Source organism: Streptomyces sp. CB09001 (assembly GCF_003369795.1).
Taxonomy (GTDB): Bacteria; Actinomycetota; Actinomycetes; order Streptomycetales; family Streptomycetaceae; genus Streptomyces.
Window position 1 is genome coordinate 4,738,827 of record NZ_CP026730.1, and the last position, 19,689, is coordinate 4,758,515.

The 19,689-nt window shown below is 71.7% G+C and carries 15 protein-coding genes; 6 read left to right on the plus strand and 9 right to left on the minus strand.

Annotated elements, in window-relative coordinates; genetic code table 11:
- Positions 1 to 189: 189 nt before the first annotated feature.
- A complete protein-coding gene (locus C4J65_RS22245) occupies positions 190 to 1,008 on the plus strand; it encodes a class I SAM-dependent methyltransferase (RefSeq protein ID WP_115743976.1) in 819 nt (272 codons plus the stop codon).
- A 29-nt stretch (positions 1,009 to 1,037) separates the two neighbouring features.
- On the opposite strand, the gene C4J65_RS22250 is transcribed toward C4J65_RS22245, so the two are convergent.
- Positions 1,038 to 2,255 carry a winged helix DNA-binding domain-containing protein gene (locus C4J65_RS22250; RefSeq protein ID WP_115743977.1) on the minus strand — a complete coding sequence of 406 codons (1,218 nt, stop codon included), beginning with the start codon at positions 2,253 to 2,255 and terminating at the stop codon, positions 1,038 to 1,040.
- 1,001 nt (positions 2,256 to 3,256) lie between these two features.
- Between C4J65_RS22250 and C4J65_RS22260 the strand changes: the two genes are divergently transcribed.
- From C4J65_RS22260 to C4J65_RS22270, 3 genes are all read left to right on the plus strand, one after another.
- A complete protein-coding gene (locus tag C4J65_RS22260) occupies positions 3,257 to 4,582 on the plus strand; it encodes a PhoH family protein (RefSeq protein ID WP_115743979.1) in 1,326 nt (441 codons plus the stop codon).
- A 479-nt stretch (positions 4,583 to 5,061) separates the two neighbouring features.
- A complete protein-coding gene (locus C4J65_RS22265; RefSeq protein WP_240330490.1) occupies positions 5,062 to 5,760 on the plus strand; it encodes a transglycosylase SLT domain-containing protein in 699 nt (232 codons plus the stop codon).
- A 162-nt stretch (positions 5,761 to 5,922) separates the two neighbouring features.
- Entirely contained in the window at positions 5,923 to 7,350 is a 1,428-nt protein-coding gene (locus C4J65_RS22270; protein ID WP_115743981.1) for an AI-2E family transporter, read from the plus strand.
- Positions 7,351 to 7,459: 109 nt separating this feature from the next.
- Here the strand turns inward: C4J65_RS22270 and C4J65_RS22275 are convergent, their stop codons facing one another.
- Together C4J65_RS22275 and C4J65_RS22280 are read right to left on the minus strand one after the other, a co-directional pair.
- Complete coding sequence (locus C4J65_RS22275; RefSeq protein ID WP_115743982.1) at positions 7,460 to 7,996, minus strand: alkyl hydroperoxide reductase; 537 nt, start codon at positions 7,994 to 7,996, stop codon at positions 7,460 to 7,462.
- 6 nt (positions 7,997 to 8,002) lie between these two features.
- Positions 8,003 to 8,557 (minus strand): peroxiredoxin, encoded by a 555-nt coding sequence (locus C4J65_RS22280; RefSeq protein ID WP_003973945.1) that lies wholly within the window; start codon positions 8,555 to 8,557, stop codon positions 8,003 to 8,005.
- Between the two features lie 137 nt (positions 8,558 to 8,694).
- On the opposite strand from C4J65_RS22280, the gene C4J65_RS22285 reads away from it, so the two are divergent.
- On the plus strand, positions 8,695 to 9,633 hold the full coding sequence (locus C4J65_RS22285; RefSeq protein WP_115743983.1) for a hydrogen peroxide-inducible genes activator: 939 nt from the start codon (positions 8,695 to 8,697) through the stop codon (positions 9,631 to 9,633).
- A gap of 48 nt (positions 9,634 to 9,681) precedes the next feature.
- On the opposite strand, the gene C4J65_RS22290 is transcribed toward C4J65_RS22285, so the two are convergent.
- The 5 genes from C4J65_RS22290 to C4J65_RS22310 form a co-directional block, all read right to left on the minus strand.
- Positions 9,682 to 12,024: an ABC transporter permease gene (locus C4J65_RS22290; protein ID WP_162833286.1), complete on the minus strand. Its 2,343-nt coding sequence runs from the start codon at positions 12,022 to 12,024 to the stop codon at positions 9,682 to 9,684.
- Positions 12,021 to 12,710 (minus strand): ABC transporter ATP-binding protein, encoded by a 690-nt coding sequence (locus C4J65_RS22295; protein WP_115743984.1) that lies wholly within the window; start codon positions 12,708 to 12,710, stop codon positions 12,021 to 12,023. The genes C4J65_RS22290 and C4J65_RS22295 overlap by 4 nt, the downstream gene beginning before the upstream one ends.
- Positions 12,707 to 13,231, minus strand: a complete 525-nt coding sequence (locus C4J65_RS22300; RefSeq protein ID WP_003973941.1) for a PadR family transcriptional regulator — start codon at positions 13,229 to 13,231, stop codon at positions 12,707 to 12,709. Before C4J65_RS22300 ends, C4J65_RS22295 begins: the two co-directional genes overlap by 4 nt.
- Positions 13,232 to 13,404: 173 nt before the next feature.
- Entirely contained in the window at positions 13,405 to 13,680 is a 276-nt protein-coding gene (locus tag C4J65_RS22305; RefSeq protein ID WP_115743985.1) for a hypothetical protein, read from the minus strand.
- Positions 13,677 to 14,615 carry an SPFH domain-containing protein gene (locus tag C4J65_RS22310; protein ID WP_115743986.1) on the minus strand — a complete coding sequence of 313 codons (939 nt, stop codon included), beginning with the start codon at positions 14,613 to 14,615 and terminating at the stop codon, positions 13,677 to 13,679. Before C4J65_RS22310 ends, C4J65_RS22305 begins: the two co-directional genes overlap by 4 nt.
- A gap of 248 nt (positions 14,616 to 14,863) precedes the next feature.
- On the opposite strand from C4J65_RS22310, the gene C4J65_RS22315 reads away from it, so the two are divergent.
- Positions 14,864 to 17,185, plus strand: coding sequence for a transglycosylase domain-containing protein (locus C4J65_RS22315; RefSeq protein WP_162833287.1), 2,322 nt, complete (start codon positions 14,864 to 14,866; stop codon positions 17,183 to 17,185).
- Between the two features lie 85 nt (positions 17,186 to 17,270).
- Here the strand turns inward: C4J65_RS22315 and C4J65_RS22320 are convergent, their stop codons facing one another.
- Positions 17,271 to 19,469, minus strand: coding sequence for a SpoIIE family protein phosphatase (locus tag C4J65_RS22320; protein WP_162833288.1), 2,199 nt, complete (start codon positions 19,467 to 19,469; stop codon positions 17,271 to 17,273).
- Positions 19,470 to 19,689: the final 220 nt, after the last annotated feature.

Consider the following 19,689-nt stretch of genomic DNA (forward strand, 5'->3'; position numbering starts at 1 on the left):
TCTACCCGAGTACGCTCACCTCCACCGCAGACTGCGCCGAAACAGGCCGCCCCGGAGCCGAACCGACCCGCCAAGGTCCCGCCCGGAAAATCGCCTGGGTCCGCGCCGCCGGCGGCCGTATCTTTGAGCCGGACCTCCCTGGCCCTGTCCGCCACCGTTCCCGACCGGCTATCGAGCGGAGCCTTCTTCATGGCGCGCCCTTCCCGCCCCCGGACCTTCGACCTCCTCGTGGCCGAAGGTGCCGCCGTTCCCACCGAAGGGTGGGACTTCTCCTGGTTCGAGGGGCGGGCCACCGAGACCCGGCCCTCCTGGGGGTACGCGCGGTCCATGGCCGGGCGGCTGGCCGGGGCCACCGCCGTACTGGACGTGCAGACCGGGGGAGGGGAGGTGCTGGACTTCGCCCTCGAAGCCGCCGGCGCCGACCGGGCGCGGCTCGTCGCCGCCACCGAGGGGTGGGCGCCCAACGCCGCCGAGGCCACCCGGCTGCTGCGCCCGCGCGGAGTCCCGGTGGTCGCCTCGGCCGACGACGCGCCCCTGCCCTTCGCGGACGGCGCCTTCGACCTGGTCGTGAGCCGGCATCCCGTCGAGCCGCACTGGGACGAGGTGGCCCGCGTGCTCATGCCCGGCGGCACCTACTTCGCGCAGCACGTCGGTCCTGCCAGCGTCTTCGAGCTCATCGAGTACTTCCTCGGACCGCTGCCCGAGGACAGCCACCGGCACCGTGACCCCGAGCGTGAGCGCGCCGACGCCGAGGCGGCCGGGCTGGAGGTCGTCGAGCTGCGGGCGGAGCGGCTGCGGATGGAGTTCCGCGACATCGGTGCCGTGGTCCACTTCCTGCGCAAGGTGGTGTGGATGGTCCCCGGTTTCACCGTCGAGGCGTACCGGGACCGGCTGCGCGACCTGCACGAACGCATCGAGGCCGACGGGCCCTTCGTCGCCCACAGCTCCCGCCATCTCTTCGACGTGCGCAAGCCGGACGCCACGAGCCGGCCCCACCCGCGGCCCTGACACCCACGACAGGACCGGGCCCCGCCTCCTCACGCGTGCGCCCCCACCGTCACCTCCCCGATCACCAGCTCCGCCGCCGCCTCCAGCACGGCCCCCACCCGTTCCGCGCGGTCCGCCAGCTCGCGCTCCTGCCGCGCCGTCAGTCGGACCAGCGGTTCGACCGTGATGGTCGTACGGCGGCCCCGGCGGCGCTGGTGCCAGACGCCCGCCGCGACCCCGTCGACCAGCAGCACGGGGAAGTTGCCGGCCTGCCCGCCCGCCAGGGCCCGCCGGTAGGCGGCCCCCGGGAAGAGCAGTTCCCGCGGCTGCGCGGCGACGACGTACGCGTCGAAGTACGGCAGCAACCGCACCCCGCGCAGCAGTTCGTCCCGTTCCGGGGCGTCGGGGAAGCCGGTGTCGCCCGCCGCCACCCACGCCGGGGCGCCCTCGAAGCGGACCTCCTCGATCTCGCCCGCGGCGGCCAGTTCGGCGTAGCGGTCCTTCGCCCAGCCGGGCGGTGCGGCCAGCCAGCGGGCGAAGTGCTGGGGCGTCGCCGGTCCGTACGCGTACAGGTATCGGCGTACGAGGAGCCGCGTCGCCTCCTCGGGCGGCAGCGGGGTGAAGTGGGGCGGCCGGGTGTACGTCACCCTGCGGCCGCGGTTCGGGCCGAAGGACAGGGCGCCGCACTGGCCGGCCCGGTGCAGGACCTGGCGCCAGCGGGGCCACATGGTCTGGAAGGCGGGCATGACCAGGTCGCCGGCCCAGGGGCCGGTGCGGGCGACGACTTCCTCGCCGAGTTCGTCGATGGTCAGGAAGGCGCCGTCGAGCGCGTCGGCGATCGCGGCCACGACCTGCCCGGCCTGCTCCCCGGTGAGGCGTACCCCGGCGGGGAAGGCGGCCGGGCCGGCCGGGATCGCGGGCAGCGCGGCGCACCACATCGGCAGGTCGCGGGCCGGGAGCAGATGCACCGTCCCGCGCGGGCCGTGCGTCTTCACCAGCGCGGGCGCGGGCGCGGGCGCGAGCGCCGGCGCTGGTGGCGCGAGCCGGGCGGTGGGCCACAGGGCGTCGCGTACGTCCGTGCGGGTCACGCCGTCGGCCCGCAGGCCCACCGACAACTCGGCCGCGGACAGTACCTGGGCGTGGACACCGAGCATCGCGGCGGCCACGTCGGCGACGGGCGTGCCCGTCCGGGCGGACCTGGCCAGGAACTGCCGTTCCGAGCGTCGTGCGCTCGCCGCGGCCCAAGTGATGCCTGCCGTCTTCGTCATGGGGCGACGTTAAGGGGGAAGTAGGACGGATCCTGTCCTCGGTCACTCCTGGTCGTCTTCGGTTGTCCGGGGACGGATCTTCCGGGCTTAAGTGACACACCTTCGCAAATATCCGCGTGCGTGGCGGCAGGGTACGCAATCACCCATCGACCCTCACAGGGTTTCCACATCGTTATTCATCGATGTCCTCTTCGAGTCGAAAACGGCCCGCCCGGTCGCGTAGGTTCGGAGCCAGGTAATTCGCGTGAGCAAAGCCGCGCGAGTGGCACCGCGCAGTGGAGGGGGCTGCGCGGTGCCGGAGCAACGGTCGGACGAGCCGTGGGACCCCGTCGTGCCGGCCGCCGGACCGATCGAGCCGAGTCGGCCCCGCCGTACCCCTCCAGGCTCACGCGCATCACCGCCCGCCCGGAGGTGCGCGGTGATTTGGCCACCGTTCAGGGCGGAATGAGGGCTTCCGTGGTCATCCGGGCGTTGCCGGGCGACTCCGGAGAGTAGTTGTGGCACGCCGATGCACGCAGCATCACTTACGAAGGGTTATGGTGGAAACCCCCCCCTCGGGCCGGTCCGTATCCCCCCCCACGGACCGGCCCGTTTTTTCTGCCCTCCGGGCGGTGCCCGCCAGCGGTACGCCCGTAACGAGGAGTTCACCGGTGCGCCGTCCTGTGTCGTGGCATGGCGGCGCTTGTTCGAGGGCATAAGCCAAGCAGGTCGACGCCCGAACCACGGGTGTCGGATCTCAGCGGACGGCACGGAGCCGTCCGCCCGGGAGGCCCTTTGCACCAGCCCCACCGTGCGGTCACGGCACGGAAGACGCGGCGGAGGACCGGTCCCCGGTCCGCGCCAGTGCAGGGCGGCCCCAGGGACCTGCCCGACGGCGACCGTCGGGCAGCCCCACGACCGGTCGGCTCGTTCCCGCCCTCCCGGCGCGGTCCGTTCCCGCCCTCCCGGCCCTGCGTCCACTCCGTCGCTCCCCGACCTCTTCCGAGGGGGTACGTCCTTCCGTGGTGACCAGCACAAAGCGCCACAAGCCAGATAGGCGCACCTACGTTCTCGACACCAGCGTCCTGCTGGCCGACCCGAACGCCCTGAACCGCTTCGACGAGCACGAGGTCGTGCTCCCCATCGTCGTGGTGACGGAGTTGGAGGCCAAACGGCACCATCCCGAACTCGGCTATTTCGCCCGGCAGGCCCTGCGCCTGCTCGACGAGTTCCGGGTGCGGCACGGTCGCCTCGACGCCCCCATCCCGATCGGGGACCTCGGCGGCACCGTCCGCGTCGAGCTCAACCACTCGGACCCCAGCGTGCTGCCCAGCGGCTACCGCCTGGGGGACAACGACTCCCGCATCCTCGCGGTCGCCCGCAACCTGCAGGCGGAGGGGTTCGACGTCACCGTCGTCTCGAAGGACCTCCCGCTCAGGATCAAGGCGTCCTCCGTCGGGCTCCTGGCCGAGGAGTACCGCGCCGAGCTGGCCATCACGGACGCCTCCGGCTGGACCGGAATGTCCGAACTCACCCTGCCGGGTGAGCAGGTGGACGTGCTCTTCGAGGAGGGCCGGGTCCACGTCCCCGAGGCGGCCGGCCTGCCCGTGCACACCGGTCTGACCATCCAGTCGGAGCGCGGCAAGGCCCTCGGCCGGGTCGCCCCCGACGGCGACGTCCGGCTGGTGCGCGGCGACCGGGAGGCCTTCGGCATCAAGGGCCGCAGCGCCGAGCAGCGGATCGCACTCGACCTGCTCCTCGATCCGGACGTCGGCATCGTGTCGATGGGCGGCCGGGCCGGCACCGGCAAGTCGGCGCTCGCCCTGTGCGCGGGCCTCGAAGCGGTCCTGGAGCGCCGGCAGCACCAGAAGGTGATGGTCTTCCGGCCGCTGTACGCGGTGGGCGGGCAGGAACTCGGCTATCTGCCCGGCTCCGAGGCCGAGAAGATGAGCCCCTGGGCGCAGGCGGTCTTCGACACGCTGTCGGCCGTCACCAGCCGGGAGGTCATCGAGGAGGTGACCGCGCGCGGGATGCTGGAGGTACTGCCGCTCACCCACATCCGGGGCCGCTCGCTGCACGACGCGTTCGTGATCGTGGACGAGGCGCAGTCGCTGGAACGGAACGTCCTGCTGACCGTGCTGTCCCGGATCGGGGCCAACTCACGGGTCGTACTCACCCATGACGTGGCACAACGGGACAATCTCCGGGTGGGGCGATATGACGGAGTCGTCGCCGTCGTCGAGAAACTGAAGGGGCATCCGCTCTTCGCGCACGTCACCCTGACGCGCTCCGAGAGGTCCCAGATCGCGGCGCTCGTGACCGAAATGCTGGAGGACGGTCACATCTGACGCTTCCGTGAAGTCCGACCCGTGAAGGGTCGATTGCCCGTAGGAGAGTCGGTTACCCGTCAGTTCGGCGCCGTCCGGAAAGGCCCAGAGCCTAGCCGGGCGGCGCCTCGGCGTGTGCGGATTTCCGTGAATCCCGTGGGCCAAACGAGATGTGAGCTTTCACACGCAACACAGAATTGCCTCACCCCGCCGGGTTACGGCAGAGTCTCACTCCTGTCAGGCCCCGCATACGACACAGCTGTACCCCTGGGGGCACCTCCCACGCTCTTAAAGCAGTGGGGGAGGTACGGCGCCCCAGAAGCATCAGATCCAACTCCATAGTCGAGTCGTATGCCGCCCGAGCACCACGCGGCGCTCCCGGCGAGGGAGTTGTCCACCGGGCCCGTGCCTCCCGTGACCCGTAGTTGGGGAGGCCAGTGCCAGGGGCACGATTGCGTCCGCGAGGGTCACCGAAGCGGGCGATGCTGGAAGGAAACCGTGTGAGCCGGATCTCGGTCCGGGGATTCGCAGTGGCCTCGGCCACGGCGGTCACCGCCGTCGGAAGCGTCGTCGGAGTTGCCTCGGGCAGCGTCGCGCAGAACAACGACGACGCGGAGGCGACGGCAGCAGGCACGACCCTGCTTGCCGACATCCCCATGGGTGAGCAGGCGCAGGTGCAGACCGCGTCCCTGACGCAGCAGGCCGATGTGCAGGCCATCGCCGCGGACGCGAGCGCCAAGAAGGGCGCCGAGGAGGCGGCCCGCAAGGCAGCCGCCAAGACCGCCGTGGCCAAGCAGCAGAAGGCCAAGCAGGCGGCCGCGGACGCCAAGAAGCGCGAGGCGGCGAGGGACGCGGCCAGCCGCGACGCCCAGCGCGACGCCAGCAGCTTCACCGTCCAGAGCTCCTACAGCACCAGCCAGATCCAGGCGATGGCGCGCCAGATGGTGCCCAGCGGCCAGTTCCAGTGCTTCAGCAACATCGTGAACCACGAGTCCAGCTGGAACTACCAGGCCGTCAACGCCTCCTCCGGCGCCTACGGTCTCTTCCAGGCCCTCCCGGCGGGCAAGTACGCCTCCGCGGGCGCCGACTGGCGGACCAACCCGGCCACCCAGATCAAGTGGGGCCTCAGCTACATGGACAACCGCTACGGCAGCCCGTGCGACGCCTGGGCCTTCTGGCAGGCCAACCACTGGTACTGAGCCCGCAGTCGCCCGCCTTCCCCGGCGCCGCGGTCCACGCTCAACCTCGCGCAGCCCCTCACCGTCTTATGGTGAGGGGCTTTCGCGCTCCCGCCATGTACGGTCGGACCGGAACGACTCCAGGGGGGAGTGGTGGGGAAGGACGGGGGAAGAGGACGGATCATGTCACGAGTGCCAGGGTGGCTCGGCCGGCTCGGCGCCGGACTGACGCGGGCGAGCGAGCGGTTGGAGCAGCGCCGCGAGGAAGCGGGGCGGGACGACACCGACGACGGCCCCGGGCCGGCCTCCGACCACGCGCGGCGACCCCTGGACGACCCGGCTGACGGCACGGCGCAGGACGCGGCCGGGGACACCGCCGGTGAGCACCTCGCCGCCCACCGCCCGGCCGGGGTCGTCAACCGCCCCGATCCGGCGCAGGCCGTGCCCTGGGGAGTCCGGGTGGCCGCGGAGGCGGGGTGGCGGCTGCTGGTGCTCGCGGGCACCGTGTGGGTGCTGATGCGGGTCATCAGCGCCGTACAGCTGGTGGTGCTGGCGTTCGTGGCCGCGCTGCTGATCACCGCGCTGCTTCAGCCGGCCGTGGCCTGGCTGCGCCGGCACGGGGTGCCGCGGGGGCCGGCCACCGCCCTGACCGCGATCCTCGGGTTCGTGGTGATGGGGCTGATCGGCTGGTTCGTCACCTGGCAGGTCATGGAGAACATCGACAACCTCTCCGACCAGGTCCAGGACGGCATCGACGAGTTGCGCAACTGGCTGCTGAACAGCCCGTTCCACGTCACCGACAAGCAGATCAACGAGATCGCGAAGAACCTGCGCGACGCGGTCGGCGCCAACACCGACCAGATCACCTCGGCCGGGCTCGAAGGCGTCACGGTCGTCGTCGAGGCGCTCACCGGCATCCTGCTGGCCGCCTTCTCGACGCTGTTCCTGCTCTACGACGGCAAGCGCATCTGGCAGTGGTCGCTGAAGCTGGTGCCCGCCGCAGCCCGGCCGGGCGTGGCCGGAGCCGGCCCGCGCGCCTGGCGGACGCTGACCGCCTACGTGCGCGGCACGGTGATAGTCGCGCTGATCGACGCCATCTTCATCGGCCTCGGCATCTACTTCCTGGACGTGCCGATGGCCGTCCCGCTGGCCGTGTTCATCTTCCTGTTCGCCTTCATCCCGCTGGTCGGCGCGGTGGTGTCGGGGGCACTCGCGGTCGTCGTGGCGCTGGTGACGCAGGGCGTGTTCGCGGCGGTCATGACGCTCGTCGTGGTGCTGGCGGTGCAGCAGATCGAGGGGCACATCCTGCAGCCGTTCATCCTCGGACGCGCGGTGCGGGTCCATCCGCTCGCCGTGGTGCTCTCGGTGGCCGCCGGCGGCATGGTGGCCGGCATCGGCGGCGCCGTGGTCGCCGTGCCGCTGGTGGCGGTGACCAACACCGTCGTGGGCTATCTGCGGGCGTACTCCCGCGAGGCCGCCCTGCGGCAGACGCCGAGACCGCACGGAGCCACCTCGACCGACGCCGCCCCGGCCGTCGACCGGGTCCCGGGGCCGCCGAAGACCCCGGAACCCCCGGTGGAAGGCCCGCCGGCGGACACCTCCCCGGCGTAGCGAGGGCGGGGGTGCCGAGCCCGCCCCGGCCAGGCGAACGGGCCCCGCCCACCTCTCGGTGAGCGGGGCCCGTGCCGTGTGTGCCGCGCCGGGACGAAGCCCGTGCCGACTACTCGGCGGCCAGGACCGCCTCGGCGTCCAGCGTGACGCCGACGGCCTCGACCACGGCGGCGATCTTGAACGCCTCCTGGATCGTCTCGCGGTCCACCCCGGCCTTGCGGAGCACCTGCTCGTGCGAGTCCAGGCACATGCCGCAGCCGTTGATGGCGGACACCGCGAAGGACCACAGCTCGAAGTCGACCTTGTCGACGCCCGGGTTGCCGATGACGTTCATCCGCAGACCGGCGCGCAGGGTGCCGTACTCGTGGTCCGACAGCAGATGCCGGGTGCGGTAGAAGACGTTGTTCATCGCCATCACGGCGGCGGCCGACTTGGCGGCCGTGTACGCCTCCGGCGTGAGGTTCGCCTTCGCCTCCGGCTCCAGCTCGCGCAGCACGATGGGGGAGCGCGAGGCGATGGCGGTCGCCAGCACCGTGCCCCACAGCTGCTGCGCCGGGAGACCGGAGTTGCCGATGACCGAACCCAGGTTGAGCTTCAGGTCCTTGGCGTAGTCCGGGACGGCGGACTTCAGGGAGTCGAGGGACATGTCAGATCACTCTCCCGAGAGCAGCGCGACCGGGTCCAGGGTCTCGTCGCCCTTGCTCCAGTTGCACGGGCAGAGCTCGTCGGTCTGCAGGGCGTCGAGGACCCGCAGGACCTCCTTGGGGTTACGGCCGACGCTGCCGGCGGTGACCATCGTGAACTGGATCTCGTTGTTCTGGTCCACGATGAAGACCGCGCGCTGCGCGAAGCCGTCCTCGCCCTCGATGCCGAGGTCACGCATGAGCTCGTGCTTCGAGTCGGCCAGCATCGGGAAGGGCAGGTCGGTCAGGTCCGGGTGGTCCTTGCGCCAGGCGTGGTGCACGAACTCGGAGTCGCCGGAGAAGCCGAGGATCTGGGCGTCACGGTCGGCGAACTCGTCGTTCAGCTTGCCGAAGGCGGCGATCTCGGTCGGGCACACGAAGGTGAAGTCCTTGGGCCAGGCGAAGACGACCTTCCACTGACCCTCGTAGGTCTTGTGGTTGATCTGCTGGAACTCCTTGCCCTTCTCCAGCGAGACACAGGCGGTCAGGTCGAACTCGGGGAACTTGTCACCGACAGTGAGCACGTGCTCTCCAAAAGCGCAGCGAAGAAACACCCATTTTGCGAGTGTTTCCCAGGGGTTGGACGTTAGTGATGTTGGCACAGGGTGCATTGATTAGTGAAATAGCTACACTCGGTCCAGTTGATCGGAGGTGGCTATTAGTGTCCAGTAAGAAGAGGCAGCCCAGCCTCGCTCAGCTGCGGGCTTTCGACGCGGTCGCCGAGCATCTGCACTTCCGTGACGCCGCCGCCGCGATCGGCATGAGCCAGCCGGCGCTCTCGGGCGCCGTCTCCGCCCTGGAGGAGGCACTGGGTGTCACCCTCCTGGAGCGTACGACGCGCAAGGTGCTGCTCTCACCGGCCGGCGAGCGGCTCGCGGTGCGGACGAAGGCGGTACTGGCGGAGGTCGGCGCGCTCCTCGAGGAGGCGGAGGCGGTACGGGCGCCCTTCACCGGCGCGCTGCGGCTCGGCGTCATCCCCACCGTGGCGCCGTACCTGCTGCCCACGGTGCTGCGGCTGGTGCACGACCGCTACCCCGACCTCGACCTCCAGGTCCACGAGGAGCAGACCGCCAGCCTCCTGGACGGGCTCACCACCGGCCGCCTCGACCTGCTCCTGCTCGCGGTCCCGCTCGGCGTCCCCGGCGTCACCGAACTCCCGCTCTTCGACGAGGACTTCGTCCTGGTCACGCCGCTCGACCACCGGCTCGGCGGCCGGGAGGGCCTCGAACGCTCGGTGCTGCGCGAGCTGAAGCTGCTGCTGCTCGACGAGGGGCACTGCCTGCGCGACCAGGCACTCGACATCTGTCGGGAGGCGGGCCGCGCGGGTGTCCCGGCGACGACCACGGCCGCCGGACTGTCCACGCTGGTGCAACTGGTGGCGGGCGGCCTCGGTGTGACGCTGCTGCCCCGCACCGCCGTCCGGGTGGAGACCTCCCGGTCCAGCCGGCTCCTCACCGCGTCGTTCACCGACCCGGCCCCCACCCGCCGCGTCGCCCTCGCCATGCGTACGGGCGCGGCCCGGTCCGCGGAGTACGCGGAACTGGCGGCGGCCCTGCGGGAGGCGATGGCGGACCTGCCGGTGCGGACGGTGCACGACTGAGCGACCGCCCGCCGGGACGGCCGCTCGGCCGGTCGTACGCCGGCGGAACTACTCCGTGCGCAGCCCCTCCGGCCGCATCAGCCGCAGCAGCGGCGGCAGGCTGCACAGCGTCACCACCAGGACGACCGCGGCGCCGATGCCGGTCATGGACAGGACGCCGGTCCAGTCGACGCCGACCGGGGTGTTCGTCATCTTCAGCAGCACCGTGCCCAGGGTCAGGCCCACCACCGAGGCGAGCAGCAGGCCGAGCACGATGGGAATCGCCGTCTGCCAGAGCACCGAGAGGCTGAGCGTGCGGCGCCGGGTGCCGAAGGCGACCAGGGCCGACAGCAGCTTCTTGCGCTCGCGCAGCTGCTCCAGCTGCGAGACCAGCAGACTGGCGCCGATCAGCGCCAGCACGCACGCCGCCCCCACGAACAGGCCGGTGCGGATGGCGTCGAACCGGTCGGTCCGCTCGGTCGCCGACCAGGTCACGGCGTCCGCGAGCGGGTCGATGGCCGCCGTGGTGTTCCGCACCAGGTCGTGCACGTCCGGCACCGACTCGTCCAGCTGGAGATAGGCGTGTCCGTCCAGCGTCGGTGCGAGCGATGTCGGCACCGCCCCCGGCGTGATGAGGAAGCCGCCCCGGTCGGTCCCGGCCAGCAGCCCCGGAAGCGCCTTCGCCGTCTTGATGCCCTGCGGAACCGTCCAGGGGACCGCCTGGCGCTGCGGACCGCCCTCGTAGGTCGGGTCCGAGTACAGCTTCCGGCCGGGGGCGGCCAGCTTCGTCATGTCCTCCCCGGTGTCCCACTCGGCACCGTGAACGGCGAACACGTCGCCGTCCGCGCACGAGGGCAGCCTGGAGATCTCCCGCAGCGACGCGCAGTCGCCCACGGTGAGCATCGTGCCGTGCTCCGGGTCCCGGGCGCGGTCGCCCACGTAGCCCTCGGAGAAGGCGTAGACCGCCGTCACCCCCTTGGTCTCGCGGAACTTCTCGGCCGCCGGGGCCATCGGGACCCCGCTCGACAGCTGCGCCTCCATCTGCGCCCGCGACACGTCCTGCCCGGTGGACTTGGTGTAGTCGTCGTCCACGCCGGCGAACAGCATCTGCAGCGCGATCGCCCCGGCGACGGCCACCGCGATGCCGTTGACCATCCGGGCCGCCGTGCCGCTGCTCAGCTGGAGCCTGCGCACGGCCAGCTGCCAGGCCACGCCGCCGGAGCCGAGCCGGGCGACGACACTCTCCACGATCCACGGCAGCAGCGCGGTCACGCCGACCAGGAGGAGGACGACACCGCCGGTCACCAGGTACTGGTTGAAGTCGCCGTTCTCCCGGCCGTTGCCGATCATCGGGTAGAGCATCGCCAGTCCGGCCAGCGGCAGTATCAGCCGCCACCACAGCCGGCGCCGGGCCGGCCGGCTGTCGCGCACCACGCCGAGCGGTTCGATGACGACCCCGCGCAGCGCGAACAGCGTCACCAGCACCGCCGCCGCCGGCACCGCCACCGCCACCAGCAGGGCCAGCACCGGCGAGGGGTTGAGATAGCTGGGGAACACGCTGATGCGGAACACCTCGGCGCTGCCGGCGAGTTGCCGCCCGACCATGAAGAACACGGCACCGAAGACCAGCCCGAGGGCCGCGCCGGCCATCGCCTCGCCGGCGGCGATGCGCCTGGTCATGCGGCTGTCGGAGCCGACCAGCCGCAGCGCCGCGAGCCGCCGGTCCCGCCGCTCGCCGCCGAACCGCACGGCGGCGGCGATGAACACCGCGACCGGCATCAGCAGCACCACGAAGACGACGAGGATCAGCAGGATCAGCACCGGGTCGGACTGCTCCTCCCCCGGATCCGGGTCTCCGAACCGGTCGATACGCTCGATCCGGCCCGAGGCGATGTGTTCCGCGAGCCCCTCCGCGCCCCGGTAGTAGGCGAGTTCGGCCGAGCCGATCAGCCCCTCCTCGGCGATCGTGCCGACGATCCGCTCCGGCAGCCGCTCACGCAGCAGCGCGCCGGAGTCCGAGTTCAGCAGCTCCCGCAGCGCGGGGGAGACCACCATCTCGCCCTGCGCCGGGAACTTCTCCACCCCCGGCGGCAGCGGGGCCCGCGGTCCCTCCGGCTCCAGGGCCCGGCCCCGGACGTCCTTGTCGCGGAAGTCCTCGTCGACGTCGGCGATCACGAGGGTGTCGTTCGCCTTCGGCATCGGGTCGGAGGCGTAGGTGATGTCGGAGCGCGCCGCCTCCCGGTCGTGCCGGACGGTGAGCGCGTTCGGCAGGGCCGTCGTCAGCAGCAGCAGCGCCACGCCGAGCCCGACGCCGACGGCCGTCAGCACGGCCCGGGTCCACCCCTCCCGGCCGCCGGTGAAGGCGAAGCGGACGCCCAGCATCAGGTCGGCGGCCCACTGGCGCACGTTCATACGACCCGCTCCATGTCCCGGGACTTGCCGTCGCGTACGACGATCTCGCGGTCGGAGTAGGCGGCCACCCGTGCCTCGTGCGTGACCAGCACGACCGCGGCGTTGGTGGAGCGGGCGGCGTCCGTGAGGAGTTCCATCACGCGCTCCCCGTTGAGGGAGTCCAGCGCGCCGGTCGGCTCGTCCGCGAAGAGCACGCGCGGGTTGGTGACCAGCGAGCGTGCCACCGCGACCCGCTGCCCCTGGCCGCCCGAGACCTCGCCGGGCCGCTTCTTCCTGAGGTCGTCGACCTCCAGCCGCTCCATCCAGCCCAGCGCGGCCCGCTCGGCCTCCTTGCGGGAGGTGCCGTTCAGGCGCAGCGGAAGGGCGACGTTCTCGACGCAGGTCAGCTCCGGCACCAACTGGCCGAACTGGAACACGAACCCGAAGTCCGAGCGGCGCAGAGCACTGCGCTGGGCGTCGGACATCGCCGACAGCTCGCGCCCGTTGTACGTGATCGTCCCCGAGTCGGGCGGCACGATGCCGGCGAGGCAGTGCAGCAGCGTCGACTTGCCGGACCCGGAGGGGCCCATGACGGCGACGACCTCGCCGGGGTGGATGGAGAACTCGGCACCGTCGAGGGCGAGGGTGGGGCCGTAGGCCTTGCGGAGCTGGTCCGCCGAGAGCAGGGAACCTGCGGGGGGAGTCATCGGGTTACCGCCTCACGGAGCTTGTCGAGGCGCGCGGCGGTCAGTTCCAGCCAGCGCAGGTCGGCCTCGAGATGGAACAGGGCGTGGTCGCAGATGAGCTGGTCGGCGAGATCGCCCTTGCGCTTGCGGTCGGTGAGGATGCGCATGCTGCGCAGGTGTTCCGAACGCTGGGTGTCGAGGATGTCGGCGGCGTCGCGGTGGGTGAGCAGCGCGAGGACGACCTTGGTGTACAGCGTCGACTGGAGGTACGGCTCGGGCTTCTCCGGCGTGGCGAGCCACCGCTGTACGTCGGTGATCCCCTCGTCGGTGATCGCGTACCGCTTGCGCTCGGGACCGCCGCCCGCCTCGATGCCGTCGACCACGACGAGGCCGTTCTTCAGCAGGCGGGACATCGTCGAATAGACCTGGCCGTAGTGCAGCGGCCGGTCGTGACCGAACTTCTCGTCGAAGGCGCGCTTGAGGTCGTAACCGTGGCGCGGCCCGGACTCCAGGAGCCCTAGGAGGGTGTGACCGATGGACATGCGGAGCACTCTACACACGGTGTATACCCCCGATGTATACGCACCGTGCAGAGATCGTGGCGCCCGGTTCACGAGGGCGACGGGGCCGCAGGTCGGAGCCGATTGTCACGGTTCCGCTACGACGGGGGGCCGCACCTCCGCATCGCTGCGGTGGTGCGGCCGGCGAGGGTCGGTCACGGCGGGGGCGCGGCCCCCGGCCCGCCGCCCCCCGGCGGGCGGCCGCGGCGCGGCAACGGCCCGGTGTCACGGGGCAGCCGCCCGGCCTCCGTCAGCGCCCTGCGGAGCAGGAACTCGATCTGGGCGTTGGCCGAGCGCAGCTCGTCGCCCGCCCAGCGGGCCAGCGCCTCGTACACCTGCGGGTCGAGCCGCAGCAGCACCTGCTTGCGCTGCCGCGGCCGGCGCTTCGGTGCCGGGCCCTCGGGCCCGGAATCCTCGGGCGGGTTCGTCACTGGTAGAGCGTCCCCGTGTTCAGGACCGGCTGGGCGGCGCGGTCCCCGCAGAGCACGACCATCAGGTTGGACACCATCGCCGCCTTGCGTTCGTCGTCCATCTCCACGATGCCCTGCTCGCTGATCCGGGCGAGCGCCGCCTCGACCATGCCGACCGCGCCGTCCACGATCTGCCGACGCGCGGCGACCACCGCACCGGCCTGCTGCCGCTGGAGCATGGCCGAGGCGATCTCCGGCGCGTACGCGAGGTGCGTGAAGCGGGACTCGATGATCTGCACGCCGGCCGCCTCCACGCGCGCGTGCAGCTCGACGGCGAGCTTCTCGGTGATCTCCTCGGCGTTGCCGCGCAGCGAGAGGCCGTCCTCGTCGTGGGCGTCGTAGGGGTATTCGATGGCGATGTGCCGCACGGCCGCCTCGGTCTGGGTGGAGACGAACTCGATGTAGTCGTCCACCTCGAAGGTGGCCTGCGCGGTGTCCTCCACCCGCCACACCACGACCGCCGCCAGCTCGATGGGGTTGCCGTACGCGTCGTTGACCTTCAGGACGGCCGTCTCGTGGTTGCGCACCCGCGTCGAGATCTTGGTGCGGGAGGTGAAGGGGTTGACCCAGCGCAGGCCGTCCTGGCGGATGGTGCCCCGGTACCGTCCGAAGAGCTGCACCACGCGGGCCTCACCCGGCGCCACCATGTTCAGGCCGCACATCGCGAGGAAGGCGGCGACGGCGATCAGGATGCCCGCGATGATCAGCACCGCCTTGGCGCCGGTGGAGGCGGCCGCGGTCGCGGTGACGATCAGGCCGGCGCCGACGAGCAGCCCGACCAGGCCGAGCAGCAGCGCGAGGCCGCCGCCGATGCTGTGTGCCTGATTCTCCCGCACCCGCGGCGCCGGCATCTCGGGCACATCCGCGGTGACCTGTGGGGCATCGTGCGTGGACATGGGTGGTCCCCCGTTCTCTCTTTGCTGGCAAAGTGATATCACTTTACCTGCAAATGACAACCCTGCGCCCCTCTCGTACGTCGGTTCCTGTGGAACGGGTGCTGATTCTCACGTCCGTACAAGGCTGGATCGGTTGCCGTTTGTCACATCTCCCGGTGTTAGCTTTCTGAGCTGACCTGAGCGACGAACCTGTGCGACGCGTGAGCGAGACGTGCCCACAGATGACCGAAGCGGAGCGGATCGGACCCATGGGACGAGCGGAAGAGAGAAAAGCGCGACAGCGCGGTGGACGCCGCGCGGCGCCGAAACGCCGCCGTTCGTCGGGCGCGGGCGCGGCCGCGGGCGGGAAGGGCCGGATACGCCGGCTGTTCACCTGGAAGAAGATCCTCGGCACGTTCTTCGGCCTCTGCCTGCTCGGCATGGGCGCCTTCATCGTGCTGTACATGATGATCGACATCCCCGAGGGCAACCCCGAGGCCGAGCTGCAGAGCAACGTCTACAAGTACAGCGACGGCAGCGTCATGGCCCGCACCGGGGACCGCAACCGCGAGATCGTCGACCTCGCCAAGATCCCCAAGGACGTCCAGCGCACCTTCGTCGCCGCCGAGAACAAGACCTTCTACAAGGACGCGGGCGTCGACCTCAAGGGCACCGCGCGCGGCGTGTTCAACACCCTCTCCGGCAAGGGCGCGCAGGGCGGTTCGACGATCACCCAGCAGTACGTCAAGAACTACTACCTGACCCAGGACCAGACGGTCTCGCGCAAGCTGAAGGAACTGGTCATCTCCCTCAAGCTGGACCGGGAGAAGTCCAAGGACTACATCCTCGCCGGCTACATCAACACCAGCTACTACGGCCGGGGCGCCTACGGCATCCAGGCCGCCGCACAGGCCTACTACCGCGTCGACGCCGAGGACCTGACGGTCGAACAGGGCGCGTACCTCTCCGCGCTGCTCCAGGCGCCGAACCAGTACGACTGGGCGATCGCGAGCGAGACCGGCAAGAAGCTCGTGCAGCAGCGCTGGAACTACGTCCTGGACAACATGGTCGGGCAGGAGTGGCTGAGCGCGGGCGACCGGCAGAGCATGAAGTTCCCGGAGCCCAAGGAGCCCAAGGCCGCCGCCGGCAAGGAGGGCCAGGTCGGCTACCTGGTGGACGCGGCCGACTTCGCGCTCAAGAAGCAGCTCGTCGCCCAGGGCGCCGCCGAGGACATGGAGCAGGCCAAGGCCCTGGTGGACCTCGGCGGCTACACCGTCACCCTCAACATCGACAAGAAGAAGCAGACCGCGCTGGAGGAGGCGGTCAAGAAGCAGCTCACCGGCAAGCTGGACCCCGACAAGCGCAAGGTCGACGCCGACGTCCAGGCCGGAGCCGTCTCCGTCGACCCGAAGACGGGCTCCGTCGTCGCGATGTACGGCGGCGTGAACTACCTGAAGCACTTCACCAACAACGCCACCCGCGACGACTACCAGCCCGCCTCCACCTTCAAGCCGGTCATCCTCGCCGCCGCCGTCGACCACGACGCCGAGACCCAGGACGGCGTGCCGATCACGGCCAGCACCCGCTACGACGGCGACAGCGAGCGCCCCGTGATGGACGGCGACAAGGAGGTCGGCTTCGCACCGCCCAACGAGGACGACCACGACTACGGCGAGATCGACGTCCAGGAGGCGATGAACAAGTCCGTCAACTCCGTCTTCGCGCAGATGGGCATCGACGTCGGCATGCCCGAGGTCATGAAGGTCGCCGCCGACCTGGGCATGGACACCGAGGGCGAGCAGGCCGTGCCCGCGCAGACCCTGGGCAGTATGGGCGCCAGCCCGCTGGAGATGGCAGGCGTCTACGCCACCTTCGACAACCACGGCAAGAAGGTCACCCCGGCGATCGTGAAGTCGGTCGAGCACAAGGACCGCACGATCGAGATGCCCGACCCCATCGGCGAGCAGATCATCAGCCGGGAGGCCGCCGACACGGTGACCTCGGTACTCACCGGCGTGGTCAACGACGGTACGGCCAAGACCTCCGTGCGGGAGAACCCGCTGCGCGACGGGCAGAAGGTGGCCGGCAAGACCGGTACGTCCGACAACAACAAGTCCGCCTGGTTCACCGGCTTCACCCCCGGCCTCGTCACCTCCGTCGGCCTGTTCGGCGAGGACGACAAGCCGCCGCACGCGCAGGTCCCGATGTACAAGGCGGCCGGGGTCGACTACCGCGTCAACGGCGGTGGCCCGCCGGCGGAGATCTGGGCCGCGTACACCTTCGGCGTGATGGACGAGGTCACCGAGTTCGACCTGGAGACCAAGCAGGGCGCCGCGGTGCAGCCCACCAAGTCGCCGTCCACCTCCCAGTCGCCGAGCCGGTCGCCGAGCCGGGAGGAGACCAGCGAGGCGCCCGAGACGGAGGCGCCGGAGACCCAGGAACCGACGTCCGAGGCGCCGGAGACCGAGGATCCGCCGGAGTCGCCCTCGCAGTCGCCGTCGAACAGCCCGTCGACCCAGCTGCCGCCCACGGGAGGGACGTCCACCGAGCCGGAGAACCCGGACTTCCCCGGCGGGGACTGGCAGCAGTAGACCGCCAGGAGTCGCGGACACGCGTGAAGGGGCGCCCGGTGCTCACCGGGCGCCCCTTCACACGCCGCCGCTTCTGGCGTCGCCCCTAGCCGCGGTTCAGCTCGAACCACACCACCTTGCCGGTGCTCAGGCGCGTCGCGCCCCAGCGCCGGGCCAGCCGGTTCACCAGGTACAGCCCACGACCGCCCTCGTCGGTCGCCCGCGCCTGCCGCAGCCGGGGGAGCTGCGGCACGTCGTCGCCGACCTCGCAGCGCAGCACGTCCGTGCGCAGCAGCCGCAGCGTGACCGGCTTGGAGGCGTACCGCACCGCGTTGGTCACCACCTCGCTGACGAGCAGCTCCACGGCGTCCGTCAGGTCCTCCATGCCCCAGCGGGCGAGAGCGCGCCGGGCCAGGCGCCGGGCCTTGCCGGGTGCCGCGTCCTCCGGCTCCAGGAACCAGTACGCCACGTCGCTGGGCGCGATGCCGTCGAAGCGGGCGGCGAGCAGCGCGATGTCGTCGTCCCGGTCGCCCGGGCCGAGCATGTCCAGCACCTCGTCGCAGAGGGCTTCCAGGGGCGGCGGATGGTCGGGACCGGTGAGCTGCGCGGTCGCCGCCAGCCGCTCCCGCAGCTGCTCTATGCCGGTCCACACGTCCCGCAGCCGGGACTCGACCAGCCCGTCGGTGTAGAGGAGCAGGGTCGCACCGGCCGGGGCGTCCAGCTCCACCGCCTCGAAGTCCACACCGCCCACCCCGATCGGGGCGCCGGCCGGCACCCGCAGCACCTCGGCGTGGCCGTCCATGTGCAGCAGCACCGGCGGCGGGTGGCCGGCGTTGGCGACGGTGATGCGGTGCGAGACCGGGTCGTACACCGCGTACAGGCAGGTCGCCATCCGGTCGGTGCCCAGCCGTTGCGCCTGCTCGTCCAGGTGGTGCAGCACCTCCTGCGGCGGCAGGTCGAGCCCGGCCAGGGTCTGCGCCGTGGTCCGCAGCTGGCCCATGATGGCCGCCGACGTCATGGAGTGGCCCATCACGTCCCCGACGACCAGCGCGACCCGGCTGCCCGGCAGCGGGATGGCGTCGTACCAGTCGCCGCCCACCCGCGCGGTCTCGGCGGCCGGGAGGTAGCGGGAGGCCAGCCGTACGCCGGTGCAGCGCGGCAGGTTCTCCGGGAGCATCGTGCGCTGCAGCTCGTCGGCGATGTACGCCTCCCGCCCGTACAGCACCGCCTTGTCGATGCCCAGCGCGCTGTGCGTGGCGAGCTGCGCGGCCACCAGCAGGTCGTCGGCCTCGAAGGGGATGCGCTCCGGACCGCGCAGGAACAGCGCGGCGCCGATCACCCGGCGTCGGCCGCGCAGCGGCGCGAGGATCGCCCTGCGGCCGTCGGGCAGGGCGAAGTCGAGGTCCTCGCCCAGCAGTTCGGGCAGCGCGGCGCGGGCGGCCGGGGTGTCCGTGAAGACCGGGCGCACCCCGCGCAGCACCTCGGCCAGCGCGCTGCCCGGCCGTACCTCGCACAGCTCGGCGCCGACCGTCTCCAGCTCGGTGGGTTCGGGCTGGGGCACGGGGGCGAAGCCGCCCTCGGTGTCCCGCTCGGCCGGTATGCGGTCGGTGCGCCGCAGCCGCAGTACCAGCGGGCCGGTGGGCCGCTCGTCGCCGACCGGCAGCGGCTCGCGCAGATAGACGAGGATGGCGTCCGAGAACGTGGGCACGGTGGCCCGGCACAGCCCCATCACGATCTCGTCCAGGTCCATGCCCCGGGCGATCCGCCGGGTCGCGGCGCCCACGAAGCGCAGCCGGTCCCCGTCCCGCCGCATGGGCGTGGGCTGCCCGGGCGCGGTGAGCTGCCCGGTACGCCGGTCCGGCTCCGGCGGTGCGCCGCGGCGGCCCGTGGCGCCGGCCGGCGCCTCGGACCCCGGCCGCACCGGAGCGGCCTGCCCGCCGCCGGGCAGGCCGGCCGAGGACACGCCGTCCGGCGGCGCGACCCCCGGCGCCGCGCCGGACGGCTCACCGCCCGGCTGCCCGCCGTCCGGCTGTACGGGGACGCCCTCGGACCCGGGCCGGGAACGGTGCGTGTCGGGCTCCGCCGCCTGCTCGGCGCCCGGCTGGGAGTGCTCCAGGGCCCCCGGGGAGTCCCCGCCCGCGGCGGGCGGTGTCTGACCGGTGCGCCCCTGGGCCGGTAACGCCGACCCGGAGGCGCGCGGCGGCACGGGGGCAGGCAGGAGCGCCCCGCGGGGATCCGTGGGGTCGGCGCCCGTCGAGGGGCGGTCGAAGGAGGTCGGGTGCTCCGTCACGCGTGTCGAATCCATCCGTCCGGGACTGCGCGCGGCGCGTGCAGTTCGTCCCGCAGAAATCCCGATACCCGCAATCCGTGCCCAAGGAACGGGGTTCCCGCGTGGTCAGAGGCTGTTCCTGTGTCACCGGCGGACCGTCTGCGGCCCGCCCGCGTGTTGCCCTCGTACCCCTCGCTCACGTCCTGCCGCCCCTCGGTGACGATCGGTCAAGCACAGCGCACGCTCCGCCGGTTGC

Coding starts and splice junctions, on each gene's coding strand:
- C4J65_RS22245 (WP_115743976.1), top strand. CDS start 190: ATGGCGCGCCCTTCCCGCCCCCGGACCTTCGACCTCCTCGTGGCCGAA.
- C4J65_RS22250 (WP_115743977.1), bottom strand. CDS start 2,255: ATGACGAAGACGGCAGGCATCACTTGGGCCGCGGCGAGCGCACGACGC.
- C4J65_RS22270 (WP_115743981.1), top strand. CDS start 5,923: ATGTCACGAGTGCCAGGGTGGCTCGGCCGGCTCGGCGCCGGACTGACG.
- C4J65_RS22275 (WP_115743982.1), bottom strand. CDS start 7,996: ATGTCCCTCGACTCCCTGAAGTCCGCCGTCCCGGACTACGCCAAGGAC.
- C4J65_RS22290 (WP_162833286.1), bottom strand. CDS start 12,024: ATGAACGTGCGCCAGTGGGCCGCCGACCTGATGCTGGGCGTCCGCTTC.
- C4J65_RS22295 (WP_115743984.1), bottom strand. CDS start 12,710: ATGACTCCCCCCGCAGGTTCCCTGCTCTCGGCGGACCAGCTCCGCAAG.
- C4J65_RS22300 (WP_003973941.1), bottom strand. CDS start 13,231: ATGTCCATCGGTCACACCCTCCTAGGGCTCCTGGAGTCCGGGCCGCGC.
- C4J65_RS22310 (WP_115743986.1), bottom strand. CDS start 14,615: ATGTCCACGCACGATGCCCCACAGGTCACCGCGGATGTGCCCGAGATG.
- C4J65_RS22315 (WP_162833287.1), top strand. CDS start 14,864: ATGGGACGAGCGGAAGAGAGAAAAGCGCGACAGCGCGGTGGACGCCGC.
- C4J65_RS22320 (WP_162833288.1), bottom strand. CDS start 19,469: ATGGATTCGACACGCGTGACGGAGCACCCGACCTCCTTCGACCGCCCC.